This is a genomic window from Pedobacter ginsenosidimutans, assembly GCF_001442625.1.
GTDB lineage: Bacteria > Bacteroidota > Bacteroidia > Sphingobacteriales > Sphingobacteriaceae > Pedobacter > Pedobacter ginsenosidimutans.
In genome coordinates, this window is record NZ_LMZQ01000020.1 from 56,101 (window position 1) to 73,923 (window position 17,823).

Annotated in this window: 15 protein-coding genes; 5 read left to right on the forward strand and 10 right to left on the reverse strand. The window is 37.9% G+C overall.

The features are described from left to right. Nucleotides 1-14: 14 nt before the first annotated feature. Complete coding sequence (gene ppk1 / locus ASU31_RS19980) at nucleotides 15-2,054, reverse strand: polyphosphate kinase 1 (RefSeq protein WP_057934038.1); 2,040 nt, start codon at nucleotides 2,052-2,054, stop codon at nucleotides 15-17. Further along, nucleotides 2,054-3,268: a Pycsar system effector family protein gene (locus tag ASU31_RS19985; RefSeq protein ID WP_057934039.1), complete on the reverse strand. Its 1,215-nt coding sequence runs from the start codon at nucleotides 3,266-3,268 to the stop codon at nucleotides 2,054-2,056. Before ASU31_RS19985 ends, ppk1 begins: the two co-directional genes overlap by 1 nt. Before the next feature lie 345 nt (nucleotides 3,269-3,613). Here ASU31_RS19985 and ASU31_RS19990 point away from each other — a divergent pair, with 345 nt between their 5' ends. After that, the gene (locus tag ASU31_RS19990) at nucleotides 3,614-5,800 is read left to right on the forward strand and encodes an alpha-galactosidase (protein ID WP_057934040.1); all 2,187 of its coding nucleotides are present in this window, start codon (nucleotides 3,614-3,616) and stop codon (nucleotides 5,798-5,800) included. Nucleotides 5,801-6,080: 280 nt separating this feature from the next. Here ASU31_RS19990 and ASU31_RS19995 read toward each other — a convergent pair whose 3' ends face one another. From ASU31_RS19995 to ASU31_RS20025, 7 genes are all read right to left on the reverse strand, one after another. Beyond that, nucleotides 6,081-7,022, reverse strand: a complete 942-nt coding sequence (locus ASU31_RS19995) for an ROK family protein (RefSeq protein WP_057934098.1) — start codon at nucleotides 7,020-7,022, stop codon at nucleotides 6,081-6,083. A gap of 369 nt (nucleotides 7,023-7,391) precedes the next feature. After that, entirely contained in the window at nucleotides 7,392-8,294 is a 903-nt protein-coding gene (locus ASU31_RS20000; RefSeq protein ID WP_057934041.1) for an alkaline phosphatase family protein, read from the reverse strand. A 166-nt stretch (nucleotides 8,295-8,460) separates the two neighbouring features. After that, nucleotides 8,461-9,387, reverse strand: a complete 927-nt coding sequence (locus ASU31_RS20005) for a sugar phosphate isomerase/epimerase family protein (protein ID WP_057934042.1) — start codon at nucleotides 9,385-9,387, stop codon at nucleotides 8,461-8,463. A gap of 216 nt (nucleotides 9,388-9,603) precedes the next feature. After that, nucleotides 9,604-10,710, reverse strand: coding sequence for an AAA family ATPase (locus ASU31_RS20010; protein ID WP_057934043.1), 1,107 nt, complete (start codon nucleotides 10,708-10,710; stop codon nucleotides 9,604-9,606). Next, nucleotides 10,694-11,404: an RNA ligase family protein gene (locus tag ASU31_RS20015; RefSeq protein ID WP_057934044.1), complete on the reverse strand. Its 711-nt coding sequence runs from the start codon at nucleotides 11,402-11,404 to the stop codon at nucleotides 10,694-10,696. Before ASU31_RS20015 ends, ASU31_RS20010 begins: the two co-directional genes overlap by 17 nt. A 267-nt stretch (nucleotides 11,405-11,671) precedes the next feature. After that, complete coding sequence (locus ASU31_RS20020; RefSeq protein WP_167346215.1) at nucleotides 11,672-12,235, reverse strand: porin family protein; 564 nt, start codon at nucleotides 12,233-12,235, stop codon at nucleotides 11,672-11,674. 250 nt (nucleotides 12,236-12,485) lie between these two features. Beyond that, the gene (locus tag ASU31_RS20025; RefSeq protein ID WP_057934046.1) at nucleotides 12,486-13,454 is read right to left on the reverse strand and encodes a GlxA family transcriptional regulator; all 969 of its coding nucleotides are present in this window, start codon (nucleotides 13,452-13,454) and stop codon (nucleotides 12,486-12,488) included. 188 nt (nucleotides 13,455-13,642) lie between these two features. On the opposite strand from ASU31_RS20025, the gene ASU31_RS20030 reads away from it, so the two are divergent. Then, a complete protein-coding gene (locus tag ASU31_RS20030; protein WP_057934047.1) occupies nucleotides 13,643-14,032 on the forward strand; it encodes a VOC family protein in 390 nt (129 codons plus the stop codon). Nucleotides 14,033-14,236: 204 nt separating this feature from the next. On the opposite strand, the gene ASU31_RS20035 is transcribed toward ASU31_RS20030, so the two are convergent. Continuing rightward, nucleotides 14,237-14,686 (reverse strand): SRPBCC family protein, encoded by a 450-nt coding sequence (locus ASU31_RS20035; RefSeq protein WP_029276549.1) that lies wholly within the window; start codon nucleotides 14,684-14,686, stop codon nucleotides 14,237-14,239. Between the two features lie 424 nt (nucleotides 14,687-15,110). On the opposite strand from ASU31_RS20035, the gene ASU31_RS20040 reads away from it, so the two are divergent. From ASU31_RS20040 to ASU31_RS20050, 3 genes are read left to right on the forward strand one after another with little or no spacing between them, the layout of a single operon-like run. Further along, on the forward strand, nucleotides 15,111-15,974 hold the full coding sequence (locus ASU31_RS20040; protein WP_057934048.1) for a chromate resistance protein ChrB domain-containing protein: 864 nt from the start codon (nucleotides 15,111-15,113) through the stop codon (nucleotides 15,972-15,974). A 59-nt stretch (nucleotides 15,975-16,033) separates the two neighbouring features. Continuing rightward, nucleotides 16,034-17,215, forward strand: a complete 1,182-nt coding sequence (locus ASU31_RS20045; RefSeq protein ID WP_057934049.1) for a chromate transporter — start codon at nucleotides 16,034-16,036, stop codon at nucleotides 17,213-17,215. 9 nt (nucleotides 17,216-17,224) lie between these two features. Continuing rightward, entirely contained in the window at nucleotides 17,225-17,764 is a 540-nt protein-coding gene (locus ASU31_RS20050; RefSeq protein ID WP_057934050.1) for a hypothetical protein, read from the forward strand. Nucleotides 17,765-17,823 lie beyond the last annotated feature (59 nt).

Here is a 17,823-nt window from a genome sequence, read left to right on the forward strand (position 1 = left end):
ACACAGACCACGGGTTATTTATTTTTTAATAATTGATAAATATCGTGTTGAGACTCGACAGGAGCCCCGCTACTTTTAACAGGAATATTGTTCATGTTTTCATCTATACAAACCGCCTGTACGTTATCTTGTTTTTGGATTTCGATAATATCTATCATTTCTTGCTTAATCTGCTCGTCATAAATCGGGAAGCAAACTTCAATTCTTCGATAAATATTGCGGTTCATCCAATCGGCAGAGCCGAGGTATACATCGTTCTTACCTGAATTATGAAAAATAAACACACGTCCATGTTCTAAATAACGATCAACAATGCGGGTAACCTTAATATTTTCGCTCATTCCTGGTACGCCTGGAATTAAGCGACAAATGCTCCGAACAATCATTTCGATCTTTACACCTGCCGATGATGCCTCGTAAAGTTTATCGATTAAAACCTTCTCTTCGAGATTATTCATTTTAATAGTAATACCTGATGGTTTACCTTGTTTGGCATGTTCAATTTCACGATCTATCAAGTTAAGAAAAACTTGCTGCAAATTAAACTGTGCTACTAATAAATGGTTAAATTTAATCAGATCGGCAGAGGTAGGTTTAACCCTTTTGGCCAGAAAAATAAAAAGCAGCTCTACCTCGCGCAGCATTTCTTTATTGGCCGTCATTAAAATATGATCGGTATAAAAAGCTGCTGTACTTTCGTTAAAGTTTCCGGTAGAAAACAAACCAGAATAACGCATGCGGTCACCTGTCTGGCGTTTTACTAAGGCTACTTTGGCATGCACTTTTAAAGCGGTTACACTGTAAATAATATCAACGCCAACCTCCTTCATTTTCTTGGCCCATTTGATGTTGTTGGCCTCATCAAAACGAGCTTTAAGCTCTACCAATACGGTTACTTTTTTACCATTTTTGGCAGCACTGATCAGTGCATTAACAATTTTCGAATCGCTGGCTACGCGATAAAGCGTAACATAGATTTCCCGTACATCTTCATCAATAGCAGCTTCGTTAAAAAAACGCAATACACTATCATAACTCTGGTAAGGCGTATGTACTATAATATCGTTTTTATAAATGGCTTCAGTTAACGATCCATCAATCAAATCGGTATTGCAGATTTTTGGCCAGTTTTGGTTGGATAATTTTGGTGAATTTACAGGAAAACCCATAAAATCTTTCAGGTTGTGGTACTGTCCGCCCTCTATCCTATTTGCTTTTTTAAGGTTGAAAAGCTTTTTGAGCAATTCGAAAACGTTCGCTGGTATGCCTGGTTGATGGAGAAAACGTGTAGCTAAACCAGAATCGCGTTTGAGCAACTGCTTCTCTAACTGTTCGGATAAACTGCCCGAATATTCGTCTTTCAGGTCAATTTCTGCATCCCTGGTAATCTTGAAACTATAACAACCTGTAATTTCTCCCTCGGGAAAAATACGGTCTAAATGAAAACGAATAATATCATCCAAGAAAACGATAAAGGTTTCCGCTCCTGCCTCTACTTTATAAAAACGCGGCAATTGATTGGAAGGAATATTTAAAATAATAACTTCTGCATCTTCTTTCTTCTTGAGTGTAATCAAAAAGTACAGTTCATTATTTGAAGGAAAGAAGTTAGTATCAGCATTAATGTAAACGGGCTGCAAAAAGGCCATTACCTGACTGAGAAAATACCTGGTTACACTTTTCTGAATCTCTTTAGGAAAGGGCTGACCATAGATTAAATTAATCTTATTTTCTTTAAGATGAGGAATAAGATCTGATTTGAGTACTTTTCCATAACGCTGTTGCTGTTCTGAAATAAGCTGATTGGCTGTATCCAGCAAATTATCGTCGATCTTGATATCGTTATCTTCTTTATTACTCAATTTCTCTAAAGCGAGTAACACTGGCATCCTTACACGATAAAACTCGTCGAGGTTGGAAGAGAATATCGACAAAAACTTAATGCGCTCTAAAAGTGGAACGGTACTTCGCTCGGCTTCCATTAAAATACGCTCGTTAAACTTTAACCAGCTTAAATCTCTATTAAAAAAAGAGGTTTCTACTATCTGCTCCATTAAAGTTTACCGTAAGCTGCGTAAGCAATTACAAATGCCATTACTGCTGCAATTAAACCAAACATGAAAATATTGTAAGCCAGGCGGATCAGTTTATATTTTCTGCCCAGAACTACGCCTTGCGAATATACATCGGTGATTAAGGTACCATATAAAAAGTCTTTATCGTTCATCACCTTAATCATACCGTCGGTATAACTGGGTAGGCTCATTTTATAAAAGTTACCAAAAAACAATAGATTTACCTTTTTCTTATCCATATCTTCCTGTGTAAACTCTCCCTTAGGGATAGATGGGCGGGTTGATAAAATAGAAACCACCACACAGGTTAAGCTCACTATTAACAAAATAAATGTGGGGATAATCAGGTTGCCATGGTCTTCCAACCGCCTTAACAACAAACTCACGATCAGGGAAAGCATGATCGAATTTACGGTGATCAGGATGTGCGCTTTATTATCTGCCATATCACTTAAGCGTTGGTTGTTGGCAGAAGTAATCCTAAACATTGTTTCTATCCCTTTATCTGGCCTATCGTCTTTATCCTTTTTCTTTTTGTCCTGTATCACGTTAGGTGCGAAGTTTTTAGCTTCATCCAGCTCGGTACTGATTTCCTCCTGCGATGTTAATTTACTTTTCAGTTTACTGATATTTTTTTGTTTCTGATCGCTCAGCAGTAAATTGGCATAATCGGTATGGTAGTGATGAGATTCCATAAACTGGATATCTTTCTTACGCCAATCTAATTTACTGATATCTTTTTTATAGATGAACTCATTCTCTTTGTGCATTAATTTACCTTTTGCGCGAAAATCGGCCAGGCCTAAATGGAACAGATCTGCATCGCAAAGGATTTTATCAATTTCATTTTTAGGTTTCTGGGGAATTTTAGTCGCCAGTATTGCACTTTTAACATGGTCACGGATTTCTTGATTAACCTGATGTTTCGCTAAAAAATCATCGGCCAGTTCTGCTCCCTTTGCTTCGTGGTTTAATGCATCTTCAAAATATCCCGTATCGTGAAAATACGCCGCAACAGTTACGGAGAAAAAATCTTGTTCATTAAGCTGGTAATGATTGGCGATTTGCTGTGCAGCATTTACCACTTCTTGCGTATGTTCGAGGTTATGATAAACCAGGCGAGGATCGTTATGGGTATGGAAGTAATCGCCAACGTGCTTTTCTACATCTTCCTGCAATTTTTTATAGTTCATGAGCGTATTAGGGGTTGCGATAATTTATTATAACGAAGGAAATGCATTTCTTGAAAATGTTTAAATATGAAAACTGTAATATTTTTTTTATGATTATAAAATTACGCTAATTTTTTAAAAACAACGCTGATCTCCCCTTAACAATAATAATGCCTTGTTTATTTTACAATTAGATTTAAAAATACAAGGGTTTAGCACTATAATCTCATGCAATTGCATTAATTCTTGTTAAAAAAAGATAATAATCTGGTATAAATGGCACATTCATTAGCTTCAGAAAAATCTAATTTGCAATATTTAGCTTATGGTTGATAATACCATCTAAACTTTTTACCCAAATAAATAATGAAAAGAAAAAACACACTTTTTTTTTTACTCTCAATGGCAATAGGTCTAAATAGCTTTGCGCAGAAAACCATAGAAATTGCTACAAAAAGCAATGTACTGATCTTAGAAACAGATCGTGATAACACTTTATTATCGACTTACCTTGGCAAAAAACTAGACAATGTGAGCGAATACCCGAGCATACAAGCGTTAGATAAATACAAACCCGGCTCTGATGATCTTTTAAATAAACGTGAGGCTTATATTGCTTCTGGTTCGCTTAATTTATTAGAACCTGCATTAACCGTAACACATGCCGATGGAAACAAATCTACCGTTTTAACATTTTCGGATGTAAAAACCGAACAGTTAGATCAGAACAGAAAATTAACGAGTATTATTCTTAAAGATTTAAAATACAACTTTCAGGTTACCTTAAAATACCTGGCCTATTTTAATGAAAATGTAATTGAGCAATGGGCCGAGATTGAACATAAAGAGAAAGGTGCAGTCGTGCTTAACAAATATGCTTCAGCAAATCTTACCCTGAGTGGAAAAAAATTCTTCCTTAAAAACCAATATAGCGGAGCTACACGCGAAATGCGATCGGAAGAGCAACAATTGTTGCATGGTATAAAAACCATCGATTCGAAACTAGGAACCAGAACAAACCTGCTTCATTCTTCTTCGTTTATGGTTTCGGTAGACCAGCCTGCCACTGAGGATATGGGCGAAGTAATTGCCGGATCGTTAGCGTGGACAGGAAACTTTAAATTAGATTTTGAAACTTTTGACGAGTACTACCTTCGGGTAACTGCCGGGATTAATAATTTTTCGTCGAACTATACTTTAAAGGCTGGCGAAAATTTCGTTACTCCCCGCTTTATTTATACTTATTCATCGGCAGGAAAGGGTTTAGCCAGCAGAAATTTACATGATTGGGCCAGAAACTATCAAATATTAGACGGAAAAGGCCAAAGATCTACCATACTAAACAATTGGGAAACCACTTATTTCGATTTTAATGATGAAAAATTAAATGAATTAACAAAGGATACCAAAAAATTAGGTGTTGATGTTTTTTTATTAGATGATGGCTGGTTTGGCAACAAATACCCACGTAACGGTTCTACCTCTGGCCTGGGAGATTGGCAGTATAACAAACAAAAATTAAAAAATGGAATCAGCTCGTTAGGTAAAGAGGCCACAGCAAGCGGTGTAAAATTTGGCATCTGGATAGAACCTGAAATGGTGAATCCTAAAAGTGAGCTATATGAAAACCATCCCGATTGGATTATCAGACAGCCTGAAAGAAAAGAATATTACATGCGTAACCAGCTGGTTTTGGACTTAACCAATCCTAAGGTTCAGGATTTTATTTACAAAACCGTAGATGATATTTTTAAGGAAGTGCCAGAAGTTGCTTTCATTAAATGGGATTGTAACTCCTTAATATACAACGCCAACTCTCCTACCTTAAAAAATCAGGATCATTTTTATCTTGAATATATCAGAGGATTAAATAGCGTATTGGATAGGATTAGAAAAAAATATCCTAAAACACCAATGATGCTGTGTGCTGGAGGAGGCTCAAGGGTAGACTATGCTGCGCTACAACATTTCACCGAATTTTGGCCCAGCGATAATACCAATCCATACGACCGCATCTTTATTCAATGGGAATATTCGTATTATTTTCCTTCTATTGCTGTGGATAACCACATTACCGATATGGGTAAACAACCCATTAAATTTAAAACAGATGTAGCCATGATGGGAAAATTGGGCTATGATGTACGTGTAAATGAGCTCAGTAAAAACGATTTGCTTTTTAGCCAAAATGCAGTTAAAACTTATAATGGTTTTAAAGATATTATCTGGCATGGCCAGCAATACCGCTTGCAGGATCCTTACGAAAATAAAATAGCCTCAATTGCTTATGTAAACGAAGCAAAAGATCAGGCTATTGTTTTTAACTATCATGTGGCCACCCTTTTTACCAATGGTGTAATATTACCGATTAAACTAAAAGGATTAGACCCGGCCAAAAGGTATAAAATAGAAGAAATTAATATGTACCCTGGTACTAAATCGCCAATTGACAGTACTAAAGTTTACTCTGGCGACTTTTTAATGAAGGTAGGCTTTAATCCAGAAGCCAATGCTTACAGAACCAGTGTGGTTTTAAAGATACAGGCGATATAAACTGTAAAACATAACCTCATCATATTAAGGGTGGCTTTCGTCTCCCTTTTTTTGATTAAAAATCGATTTCAACTCACATGCTGTCATGTTGAGCCTGTCGAAACACCTTCAAGCGTATTTAAACGGGTACTTCGACAGGCTCTCTGTAGGAGTCCTTTGGACAGGATGACAAATCTATATTTATGATGCAACCTCTTTTTTAAAATTAAATACTTTTTGTTTTTGTTTATTTACCGAAAGGGATGCAGATTCAAATTAGTACTATTATTTTTCTGGAAAATTACTTCGTTGCATAATCAAATGCCTTAAACTTTTGAAAAACATTTGCTGCACAGCCTAACAAACCAGCCTTGTTGCCCAGCTTGGCCGCAACTACCAATTCATTACCGGGTGCAATAGGGACCGCCAATGTTTTTATTCTTCTTTCTATCTCCCGGACATAGAAGGCGCCAGATTCGCTTATGCCTCCGCCAATTACAATTTTTTGCGGACTAAATACATTTATAAAACTAATAATGCCTGTAGCCAGGTAATCGAAATGCGATTCCATAGCTTTAACGGCATATTCTTCTCTGGCCAGGTATTTTTCGACCATATATTTACCATCAATCTCTTCTGGCGAATTAGGATGGATAGACTGATAATGGTTAAGCAGGGCAGATACTGACGCATAAGCTTCTAAACAACCACGACCTCCGCAGGCACAGGCAACCCCACGGTGTTGTACAACAATATGCCCTAACTCTGTACCTCTATTTCTAAATCCTCCGTAAAGTTTGTTATCAATCATCACAGCACCACCTATTCCAGTGCCTACGGTAAGGAAAACCACATCACTACAATCTTTGGCCGCCCCATAAGTCATTTCTCCAAGTCCCATTAAATTGGCATCATTATCCATTACAATATTATAACGTGTTACTTCTTGCAGGATTTCACCTAAAGCCAATTGTTTAAAGCCGGGTAAATTATCAGCACCGGCAATAATCTTATTGTTGTAAATAATCCCCGGAAAACCAATGCCCACCCCAAGAATGGGGTTCTTAATTTTTTTAGCACAGGTATTGATCGCTTCTACAATGAGTGCAATAATGGCACCCTGTGTTTTCGCATTTTTTAGCGATACAATAATGGAATATAAAATTTCGCCATTTTGGTTTACTACTCCACATTTGAGTGAAGATCCACCCACATCAATTCCGATAGCATACGATTGTTCCATATTGAAATTATTTAAAGTAATCATATACCGAACCTAATTTAAATCTCATTTGCATTGCTTTATTGGACATGTTTTTTCAATATCATTTATTATTCGAATCTAATATAGGCTAAAAATAGAATTCGATAAGCCTCTACCCGTTAAATTTCAACTCAAAAACCTTCAATATTGCTAAAAAAAGAAAATAAATATTTAACAGTAATCATTTTTAGGCAACGCAGCCATAAAAGTAATGCTTTTAAGCGTAAGGGATAGTAGCGCAAAGCCCACAGCGTTGGACTTGCTGCAAATAGCGCGCTCAAAAAAATCAACAATCAAATTTAACTATGAAGCAATAAACATTATAATACCTTAGTTGGTTAAAGAAAACTATTTAAATACATTTTTTGGTACTGTTCCTGTCCAAGATTCAGGTAGTTTCGTCAGCCCAAAAATTTTAGACACGACCAAACTCGTATTTTTATTGCTGTTAAAAGAGGTAATTAATCCTCCCCTTTTAATCTGTGGGCCAGTAATTGCCCAAGGCACCTGCATTTCTGCCATCGATACGCCACCATGCCCTTTATTTATACCTCCGTGATCGGTAATCAATAAGAAATGAGTGTCTTTATAAATGCCAGCAGTCTTTAATTTTTCCAGTAAAGCACCTATGGCAATATCAGCTTGTTCAATAGCCGTTATATATTCTGGAGTCATCCAACCAAAACCATGTCCTGCATGATCGGTGTGTACGCTGTACAAAAAGGTAAGTGTAGGGTTCTGTTTGTTCTTCAGCATAAAATCAAAAGCTTTCTGGTAGTTCTCTTTATACTCATCTTTTTCTTCAAAAGATACTTCATCCAGGTATTTCTGATTAATCGGGTTAATCAGTTCTTTCCAATTGTAGTAATAAGCCGTTTTAACAGTAGGAACCCCCTCTTTTAATACTTTAAATATAGATGGATAATAGCCGTCTGCATCTGTTTCTATTGGTTGTAAAGTGTGTTTCTGCAATGTCCAATCGTTGGCTGTAATCCCATGCTCCTCCGGGCCTGAACCCGTCATATGGCTTGTCCAGTTTGGTAAGGTAACCGATGGCATTACAGGCCGTGTGGTTAACGAGAGTACACCATCAGCAAACAGCTTATCCAGATTTGGATGTTTAGCCATTTTAAACCCTTCGGCACTAAAGCCATCAAGGCCAATAATTAATACGTGCGGAGCTTTACGCTGGGCCATTGCCGATAATGATAGTAGAGATAATACTACCATTTTAAAAAAAACTGTTCTCATAAAAACCTTTAATAATCTATTGTCATAATAGACGCATAATTACTAAACATTTGTTTAATAAAATTAAACAAACAGTAAAAAAGTTGTTATCAACACAGTATCGACCAATCAATTTGAACTTAAGGCAACTAATATTATAGCTTAAGAAATTTTGTTCTTGGAAAACCTACAAATATCTTTTTCTCCAAACCTGCATCATAAATACATTTATTTCCCATTGATCGGCAACTGGAAGGTTGGTAAATGGAATGGTTGGCATATAACTGGGTGGCCCAAATTCAGTTAACATGGTCAGAATTTTACCTTGTTGTTTCTTTATGGCAACAACTTTGTCCCACCAGGCAAAATGAGCGTCAACTGCCTGCTTCCATTCCGGAGCTCTTGGATCGCTTACTTGTGGCCCTTCTGCATGGCCAACCCTGGAGTGAACATGATCGGTACGTGAAATGGCAAGTGCCACAGTTTCTGGTTGATCTTCGAGTAAACTTTCGCTCACATTGCACCAATGAGAAATATCGAGCGTTAGCCTCAAATCAGGGTTTTTCTCTAAATATTGTAATGATGCCGGAGCTGAATAAAGCATACGCGACCGATGGGTTTCATGATAAATTGGAACTCCTGTTTCTTTAGCATACTGAACAGTAAAATCAATGAATTTTTTGTTGTCCTGGTATTCAAAAAAATCCTTTCCTGAGTGAACATTTATATACAAAGGCTTTTGATACCGATGTTCAATAGCTTCTTTAAGTACTTTTTTAAAAGTTGCAAAATGCGGTACCGGAAGGGCTTCATCTCCGCGGCAAAGGAAACCAACTTCTAATTGATATTTTTTTAACGCCTTAAATAATTCCCCCGCAATTTCTGCCGACCAAAGGATTTCTATTCCATCATAACCCGAATCTTTTGCTTTTTTGCAAAAATCGGTTACCGAGCCATTAAAGCCCCAATAGGGCGCCATGATTTTTAGGGCGAAACCATTTACCCATTTTTCAGATCCCGAAGAAGGTGTACTAAATGTTTCTATTGGTGTTAAAAATAAAGCAGATGTGAGGGCCATGCTCCCACCAATAAAATCGCGACGGTTATATTTCATATGATATACATTACGAATTCAAGTTACACATTTTTAGTTTTTAAAGAATTAGCTCCTATTAAAAGATGATTTCATTTATAAATTAATGGAATAAAAATCCAAAATACTGTCAGAGGCATAAAAAAGCCCTTCAGAATACGCTGAAGGGCTGATTAAATTGGATGTTTTCCAATGATTTTTAGCTTAGCTCGCTTAATTACGAACTTAAAACAGCTATTATCGAATCCGATAAACGACCTGATGTGCTTCCCATTGTGCAGGCACTTCGAGTTTGTGCGCTAATTTATTAAGTATTCCAGCAGGTACAATAGCAGATCTATTTTTATTCTGAACGTGCAAATGTTGGTAAGGCACTTCAATATAGACAATACTTACTTTTGCCTTGTAAATACTAAACAGATCAATTAACTGCGTGCGCATCTGGCTTGTTGTATTGGTAGCATTCCAAACAAACGATTGCTGTTTACGCAAATAAACCCTGGCTTGCTCTTTTGCTTCTTGTATTACCCTTCCATTACCTGCTTTATCCGTTGGAGATATCCCCCTTTCCTTACGGATACTGTCTAAAGAGACTATTGGCCAATCTGCGTAATGTGTTTTAATATAGGTGTCTTTTCCTGCACCGGGTAAACCACTCATCAAAACAACTTCTGTTACTGGTTCATCAAATGGGATGTAATCTAAATAAGCATCATCATGTTGCATAAAATACATTTGTGCAGCGTCTGATTTAAACCTATAAGGATTTTCCCAACATTTGTTTTCCCTGCAAAATTCTTCGAAACAAGCTATTCGATATAACATTTCTTCCTGATCATCACAAATACGACCAAGCATATCTGCTTTTGCCAATAAACATAACCATTGCAGATTAACTTCCATGCTTGCTTTAACTAAAACTTTCACAGGATCGGTTTTTTCGAACAACCAAATTGGCAAACCATGATGCCTCACCAAGCCTACAATTTGCTCACGGATGGCAAAAGGCGTTGGTTCATCCTGATATAGTAATTGTCTTGCAAATTGAGCTCCTTTACGCGCATGTCCTTTTGAGGTAATGCTTCCGTCTGCTTCAAAAACAGTAGTACTGTATTTTTCAACATCATGCAATAAAGCAGCTGCCCATAAAATTCCCTGATCTTGTTCAGATAAATCTTTAAAAGCAGCTTCATTTTGTAAAGCGGTTAACACCATTTGCGTATGTATGGCCACGTTACCTTCTGCATGATAGCGTGAGTCTTGTTGAACATCTGCCATACGTTTTACCCAATAAAAACGGGCTTCAAGATCCGACCACTGCTTGTTTTCACTTAACGTCCACATACTTACCTCCTTCATTTATCAATGATGCACGTTTCCAGCTTCTGGTCCAATGCTCATCAGTTTTAACATGCCCCTTGCGTACGTATTTGAACACATTTTGGGCGAAATTATCAACGGTGTACCCATCAGCATTCCTGCTAACAATTCCCTCCATGGTAACCTGGGTCTTATCGTAAACATCATAGGTATCAAATTTACCTGTACCCTTCACCAGCTCGAGTATTTCTTTTTCGAACTGTTGTTGATTTTCTGGTTTTTGTTCTATTTTAATTACAGGAACAGTTGGCAGATCTAACATATTTGCATAAAACTGTGTTTCTTCCCAACTGAGCCAATGGCCGCCTTCTCGGATACCGAATACGTAAAAATGATGTTCCAGGTTCCGATATTCAATAGAATGGATGGCATATAAATTTTCCAGGAAGATTTCTAAATCTCCCAAATCATGTTTTGCAAGTTGCCAAAAACGCCTAAGACTTTCGGTCCATGGTGATGTTGTTGGAGCCGCATGCGAGCGGGCAAACACGCCGTATTTAGACAGGCAATTATTCTCGCCATCGAGTTTTTCGGTGTGTATAAGTGTAGGAATTTTTTGTAAATATCCCCAATAGTCGTGCTGGATCCTGTCATCGCTGGTTGTCCCCGGCGAAAACGGATAGTGATAAGTACGACCATATTTTTGTGAAATAGCCATATTGTAATAAGTAAAGTAAAAAATAAATAGTAATTACTCCCTCCCCAGGTGGGAAAGGTCATTCAACATTTATATGCAAATGATATTACATGACACAAGACTTAAATAGTTCGTTTGGCAACAAAAGTAATAAAACTAATTTAGTTTCTTTTAACTAAAGAAATGTTATTTAAGAAGTTAACAAAAAAATCCATTTTTCTTTAGCGAAAAATGGATTTATGTTCTTCCTGTATTTAAACTTATGAAATAGAGAAATAAAGACGTGTCTTAAAACAATTTAAATCCTACAGATAGATTAAACAAACCTGTTTTTTCATTCAGGCCCTTATTAATTTTTGTAAGGCCCCTGCTGTATCTGGCATCAATACTGATATTGCCAATATCTACGCCAGCATTGATCACCCCACCGAAATTAAGCTTTTTATAATCGAAGCCAACTGGCCCTTTTGCTTCGTTAAGGGTATAATTAACATCAGGTCCCGCAGAAATCCTGAAATTTAAGGCTTCTGTATCGATCAGTTTGTAGCCCACCATAAGGGGTAAATTAAGTTGGTTAAATTTTGGTGTATAAGTGTTAGCTGCATAAACATATGAACTCTTAAAGCTAACATAGTTCAATTCTGGTTGAAAATATAGTGATTTACCAACCCGCGCAAATACCCCAAAATTATAACCTACCTTTCCTTTTTTATCTGTTATAGCTTTTAAACTTGTTGGCAATGTTCCATAGTTTACACCAGCTTTTACGCCAAATACCAGGTCAGAATCTTGTGCTTTTGCCGCCCCCGCTGTAATAACCATAACAGCAACTAATAAATAAAACTTGTTCATTTTCATACTTTTTGTTTTTTAAATAATTGAATATTTATTGTGTTTTTGAAAGTATGACAACAACATTTGGATTTACCCCTACGCCATTAAAAAATATGAATTGATTTTAGGAAGAATATCCCTTAAAACCGCCTATGTAACCCAAAACAATCAGGTTCTTGTAAGCCCTGGAAAACCGATATTCGACAAATGGACTCTTAATGTTGATTATGTTTTTTTGTTCTCCCCCTATATCTCACTAATTGATGATTTAGACCCTGGCATATTTCCGTTTGTATTCCATGGGCGATAGTCCCGTAATGCGCTTAAAGATTTTCCTGAATGCTTTCAAATCGTTGTAACCTGTATCTTCCATAATAAATGGCAGATCTTTATGGTTCATTTCGATGGCTTTTTTTGCTGATTCTATCCTTACCCTTTGTAGATATTCGAAAGGTGTATTACTGGTAGCGGCCTTAAACCGACGGATAAAATTACGCTTACCCATATTAACCTGACTGGATACCTCATCCATCGCGATTTCGTTCTGGTAGTTTTCTTCAATATACTGCTGGGCTTTCAAAATATCTTTATCATCATGCTGATGCTGGCCGGTAAATACCTTAAAATGCGCCTGACTGGTTCTGTCCATTTCAATGGCAAACATTTTACTGATCCACAGAGCAGCTTCGCGACCGCAAAATTTCTCAATTAGGTAGAGAATCAATTTAAGAGAAGAGAATGCCCCACCACTGGTATAAACCCCGTCCTGATCGGTGGTTACCAAATCGCTTTTCATTCTGATTTTGGGATAACGTTTTTGCATATCCGCTGCGACAGCCCAGTGCGAGGTTACTTCTTTACCATCAAGCAAACCCGCTTCGGCCAAAAAGTAGCTGCCTACGCATAAACTGGCCACTTCGGCCCGGCTGGCGTACATTTCTTTGATCCATTTAACAGCCGCCTGGTTTCGACCTAACACGCCCTCGTTACCCACACTGAATGAAGGGATAATAATCAGGTCAGCTTGTTGTATATCCTCATAATTTAACTGCTCGATATTGACGTTGTTAAAGTGAAAGGGGATTTCGTGGTCTTTCTCTGTAACCAAACTTAGCGCAAATACAGGCTTTTTACCAGCACGCTCCATATAACGGTTGGCACCACTCAACAAATCTACCACGCCGGCAACCGATGAAGGAACAGCCTCGTCGAAAATATAAAGGCAAACTTTTAACATGCTTAAATCGTTATTTTAATGCTAACTAAATTAAGTATTTTATTTGTCACTTTCATGCCCTTAAGTTGTCATTTATGCCACCTAAATGATATCAATAATCTATAGAAATTTGTAACAGATAAAACAACAGACGTGTTATTGAGTTACGAAGCACTATAATTAAGAATCAATTTCTAAATACTATAATTATGAAAGCAAAAATCTGGGCCAACTTAGGCGTTAAAAATGTAGAGAAAAGCAGAGCCTTTTACACCAAACTGGGTTTCGAAAAAAATGCAGGGCGCGAGAGTGATGAACTGGCCAGCTTTTTATTTGGCGAGGATAATTTTGTGATACACTTTTTTAAGGAAGATAGTTTAAAAAAGGGCATGAAAGGCGAATTAGCCGATTTGAGCAAGGGCAATGAAGTTATATTTACCATTTCTGCGGAAACAAAGGAAGAGGTAGATAACTGGGCTGTAAAAGTAAAAGATGCCGGCGGTTCTGTATTCTCGCCACCAGAGGAATTTCAAGGCATGTACGGCTGCGCCTTTGCCGACCCAGATGGGCATAAGTTTAATATATTAAAGTGGAAATAAGGATATACAAGCGGCCTCTAATGCAGGCCGCTTTTTAATTGATCTGCCATACCTATCGCCGCGCTTCTACCAATAGACTTAATCATTTGGCAAAATCGCTTAATATCAGATAAGTGCATAAAAAACCCCTCCAAAATTACTTTAGAGGGGTTTAAGCCATGAGGTCAGCCGGAGTTATGTATTTCAAAAATATAATTCCCTTAATTAAGCATCTGGTATTTCCGGTTCGACCAGCTTAGCTAACTTTTCAAGCGATTCCTGCCAACCCAGGTAACACATCTCTACAGGTATAGCTGAGGGAATTCCTTCCTGAGTAATTTTAATTTCTGTACCAACTAAGGTCTTTTTCAACCAAACTGAGGTAATCATTTCACCAGGCAGATTTGGATCATCAAACTGATCGGTATACTTTAAAAACTCATTTGGTGTTACTTCAAGGTATTTTCCGCCGAATGAATGACCATTAGAGGTAGAAAAATTATGAAACGACATTTTAAAAGAACCTCCTAAGGCTACTGTCATTTCGTGAACAGTACAAAGAAAACCATATGGAGGTAACCATGAAGCGATTGCCAGAGGTTCGGTAAATGCACGATATACTTTTTCTGGCGATGCTTTTAAAACTCTGTGCAATGAAACGGTGTTGTTTGACATAAAATTATTTTTTAATCTCCTACTCTTAAGGCTTTTCGGTTTCGCCCGTTTTTGATGTGGTAGCTGCTCCACCATCTTGTCAGTATTTTTAATATCAATTCCTGACTATACAAAGATGACATGTAAATTCGAGTTTGCCAGTGGTGATATGCGACAATGTACAAGGGGCTTTACGGCCTGGCTTGTGCAAAATACACCTTCTACGATCTACTTTAAAATACCACCAAAATACAGTTAAATGAAGGTTTTTTATTTTGCTATTGTTCCTGCACCACGCTATATCGTCACTTAAAAACTTAACAGTTTATGATAGGTGAACTAAACATTTTTTTGATGAAGTAAATAAAAGTTTCACTTCACCGAATTATTATTATTAAAATCAGGTATGATAGTTAACTTTGCATACTACTCTCCTATTTTATAAATGACAAAATGGATCACCCGTGAACATCCAAAAATTGACCGGATTGCCTGCCCTTGGCTAATCAGGCGTTTTATCGATCCCGATGCAGAAATTATTTATGTACCTTCAGATGAGGTAATGATTAAGGCCAGGGAATTAGGGGCGGTACCATTCGACATGCCAGATGTAGAATATACGCATTACAATGATCAATGCACTTTTGATTATTTCATTAAAAAACACCAGTTAAAAGACACTGCTCTTGACCGCATTGCTGCTATCGTTCGTGGGGCAGATACTGATCGCCATGACTTCGCACCACAGGCAGCAGGACTAGAAGCTGTATTTTCGGGCTTAGCCTACCACAGTTCAAATGATCAGGAGTTACTGGCTTTAGGTATGCAGATTTATGATGGCCTGTATAGCTGGGCAAAACACCTTTACCACAAAAAACATACACAGGCCGGACCAGTTGAACAAATGCTGCTCGACATATACACCAGGTACCTTCGGGAAAATAAAGGAAAGAAAGCACCGGCCTGGGCGAATGAATTACGGGAAATGATACAGGATCAGATGGATACGAATATGTCTTTGAGTCTCCAGCAGGCTTCAGATGAATTGGAAATTAATCCAGCCTATTTATCCCGCGAGTTTTCCAAGTATTTTGATGATCTGTCTTTTGGAGATTATATACGGAAGATGAGGATTGAAAAGGCTATGCTGTTGATAGAAACAACAGCTTACTCATTAACCGAGATTGCTTATCTTACCGGATTTTCAGATCAGAGCCATTTTAATAGAATCTTTAAGAAACAGACTGGAGAAAACCCATCATTTTACAGAAAAAAACACAAAAAAGGTAAAACGGATACAAATAGTTAAATCCGTACAATTATAGTGCCCTGCGAATAAGCAATATTGTAGTAAAATACAATTTGCTGATGAAAGAACAAACCGATAAAGCCAAACCGCGATACTCACTAGCAGAAATTACAACGTATTTCTTAAAATTGGGCACTTGGGGTTTTGGCGGTCCTGTTGCGCTGGTAGGTTATATGCAGCGTGATCTGGTTGAGCAGAAAGGCTGGCTGAGCGAAGAAGAATATAAAGAAGGGTTAGCGCTTGCACAACTGGCTCCCGGGCCTCTTGCCGCACAGTTGGGTATCTATATCGGCTTTGTACACTATGGCTTAATTGGCGCTACTTTAACAGGGTTAGCCTTTGTACTGCCATCTTTCATCATGGTGGTTTTGCTTGGTATGGCCTACCAACAATATGGTGGGCTGGCATGGATGCAAGCGGTATTTTACGGTGTAGGCGCTGCCGTAATCGGCATCATTACCATGAGTGCCTATAAACTAACCATTAAATCAATCAGCAAACTGGAACTTGCTGCCGTCAAATCCAAATGGCTTTTATGGGTGTTCTATATCATTGGAATCGCGATCACCGTTGTTACCGAAAAAGAGGAAATTTTACTTTTTTTAGCTTGTGGCATCCTATATATGCTCATTAAGGCCCCACCGCAATGGATTAAAAAGCCTTCAACGCTCCCGGCAGGAATATTGTTCAGTACTGGTTTTTGGCACTATGACAGCAAGACCTTACAAGACATTGGCTGGTTTTTCGTTAAGGCAGGAGCATTTGTATTTGGTAGCGGACTGGCCATTGTACCTTTCCTGCATGGTGGTGTAGTAAAGGAATTTGGTTGGTTAACGGAGGTTCAGTTTGTAGATTCGGTGGCAGTTGCCATGATCACGCCCGGGCCTGTAGTAATTACAGTAGGATTTATCGGTTATCTTGTCGCAGGGTTTCCTGGGGCTAGTATTGCGGCGCTAGCTACTTTTCTGCCCTGCTACATTTTTACAGTAGCCTTAGCACCCTCTTTCAAAAAGATTGCAAAAAATAATAGCGTTAAAACATTCGTTGAAGGAATTACCGCCGCTGTGATTGGCGCACTCGTCGGTTCAGTAATTGTGATCGGCATGCGTTCTATAAAAGACATTCCAACGGCATTAATCGCGGTAGCAGCTATACTTTCACTTATCTACATCAAAAAATTACAAGAGCCCTACATCATTGGTGTAGCGGCCGCGATAGGACTACTCATTAAATTCTTCTAACTTCTCATTATGTATAAAATCTCTACAAAATCGCCTGTTAAGCACAGTATACTTTTACTTGTTTTCATTACATTATCAGGTTTATCAACAAAAGCGCAACAAACAGGTCAAAACCATGCTTATCCAAAGGTAACCGGTTATTTTAGCTTGCTTCACCCAATCGGTTCCTGGGATAAAAATGGATTCCACGATAACTTTTCGGATGTATATACGCTTGTATTTCCATTTGGAATGAACATTTTAAAGAGTGATAAATTCGGGGTCAGTTTAGAGATTGCCCCGAGTATCCGTACCGAACATAATATTTCTAAAGTAAGTTCAGTATTATTTCATCCTGGGGCAATGTTCCGGTTCAAACACGGCTTTACTTTTATAGGTCGTGCAGCATTTGAAACCAATGGCCGTTATGGCTTTACGCCGGTTTTGAACCAGGTTGTAAAAAAAGGAAAAGATGTGAGCCTGTATCTTGCCTTGCCTTTCCCCGTGAGATTTGGCAATAATCTACCTGCATCGTTATCTACAGGTTTACAGGTGGGTGTTAGTTTTTAAAATAAATTACGGTACAAATGGCATTGGATATTAAGTGCAGTAATTTAAGGTTTAAAGCA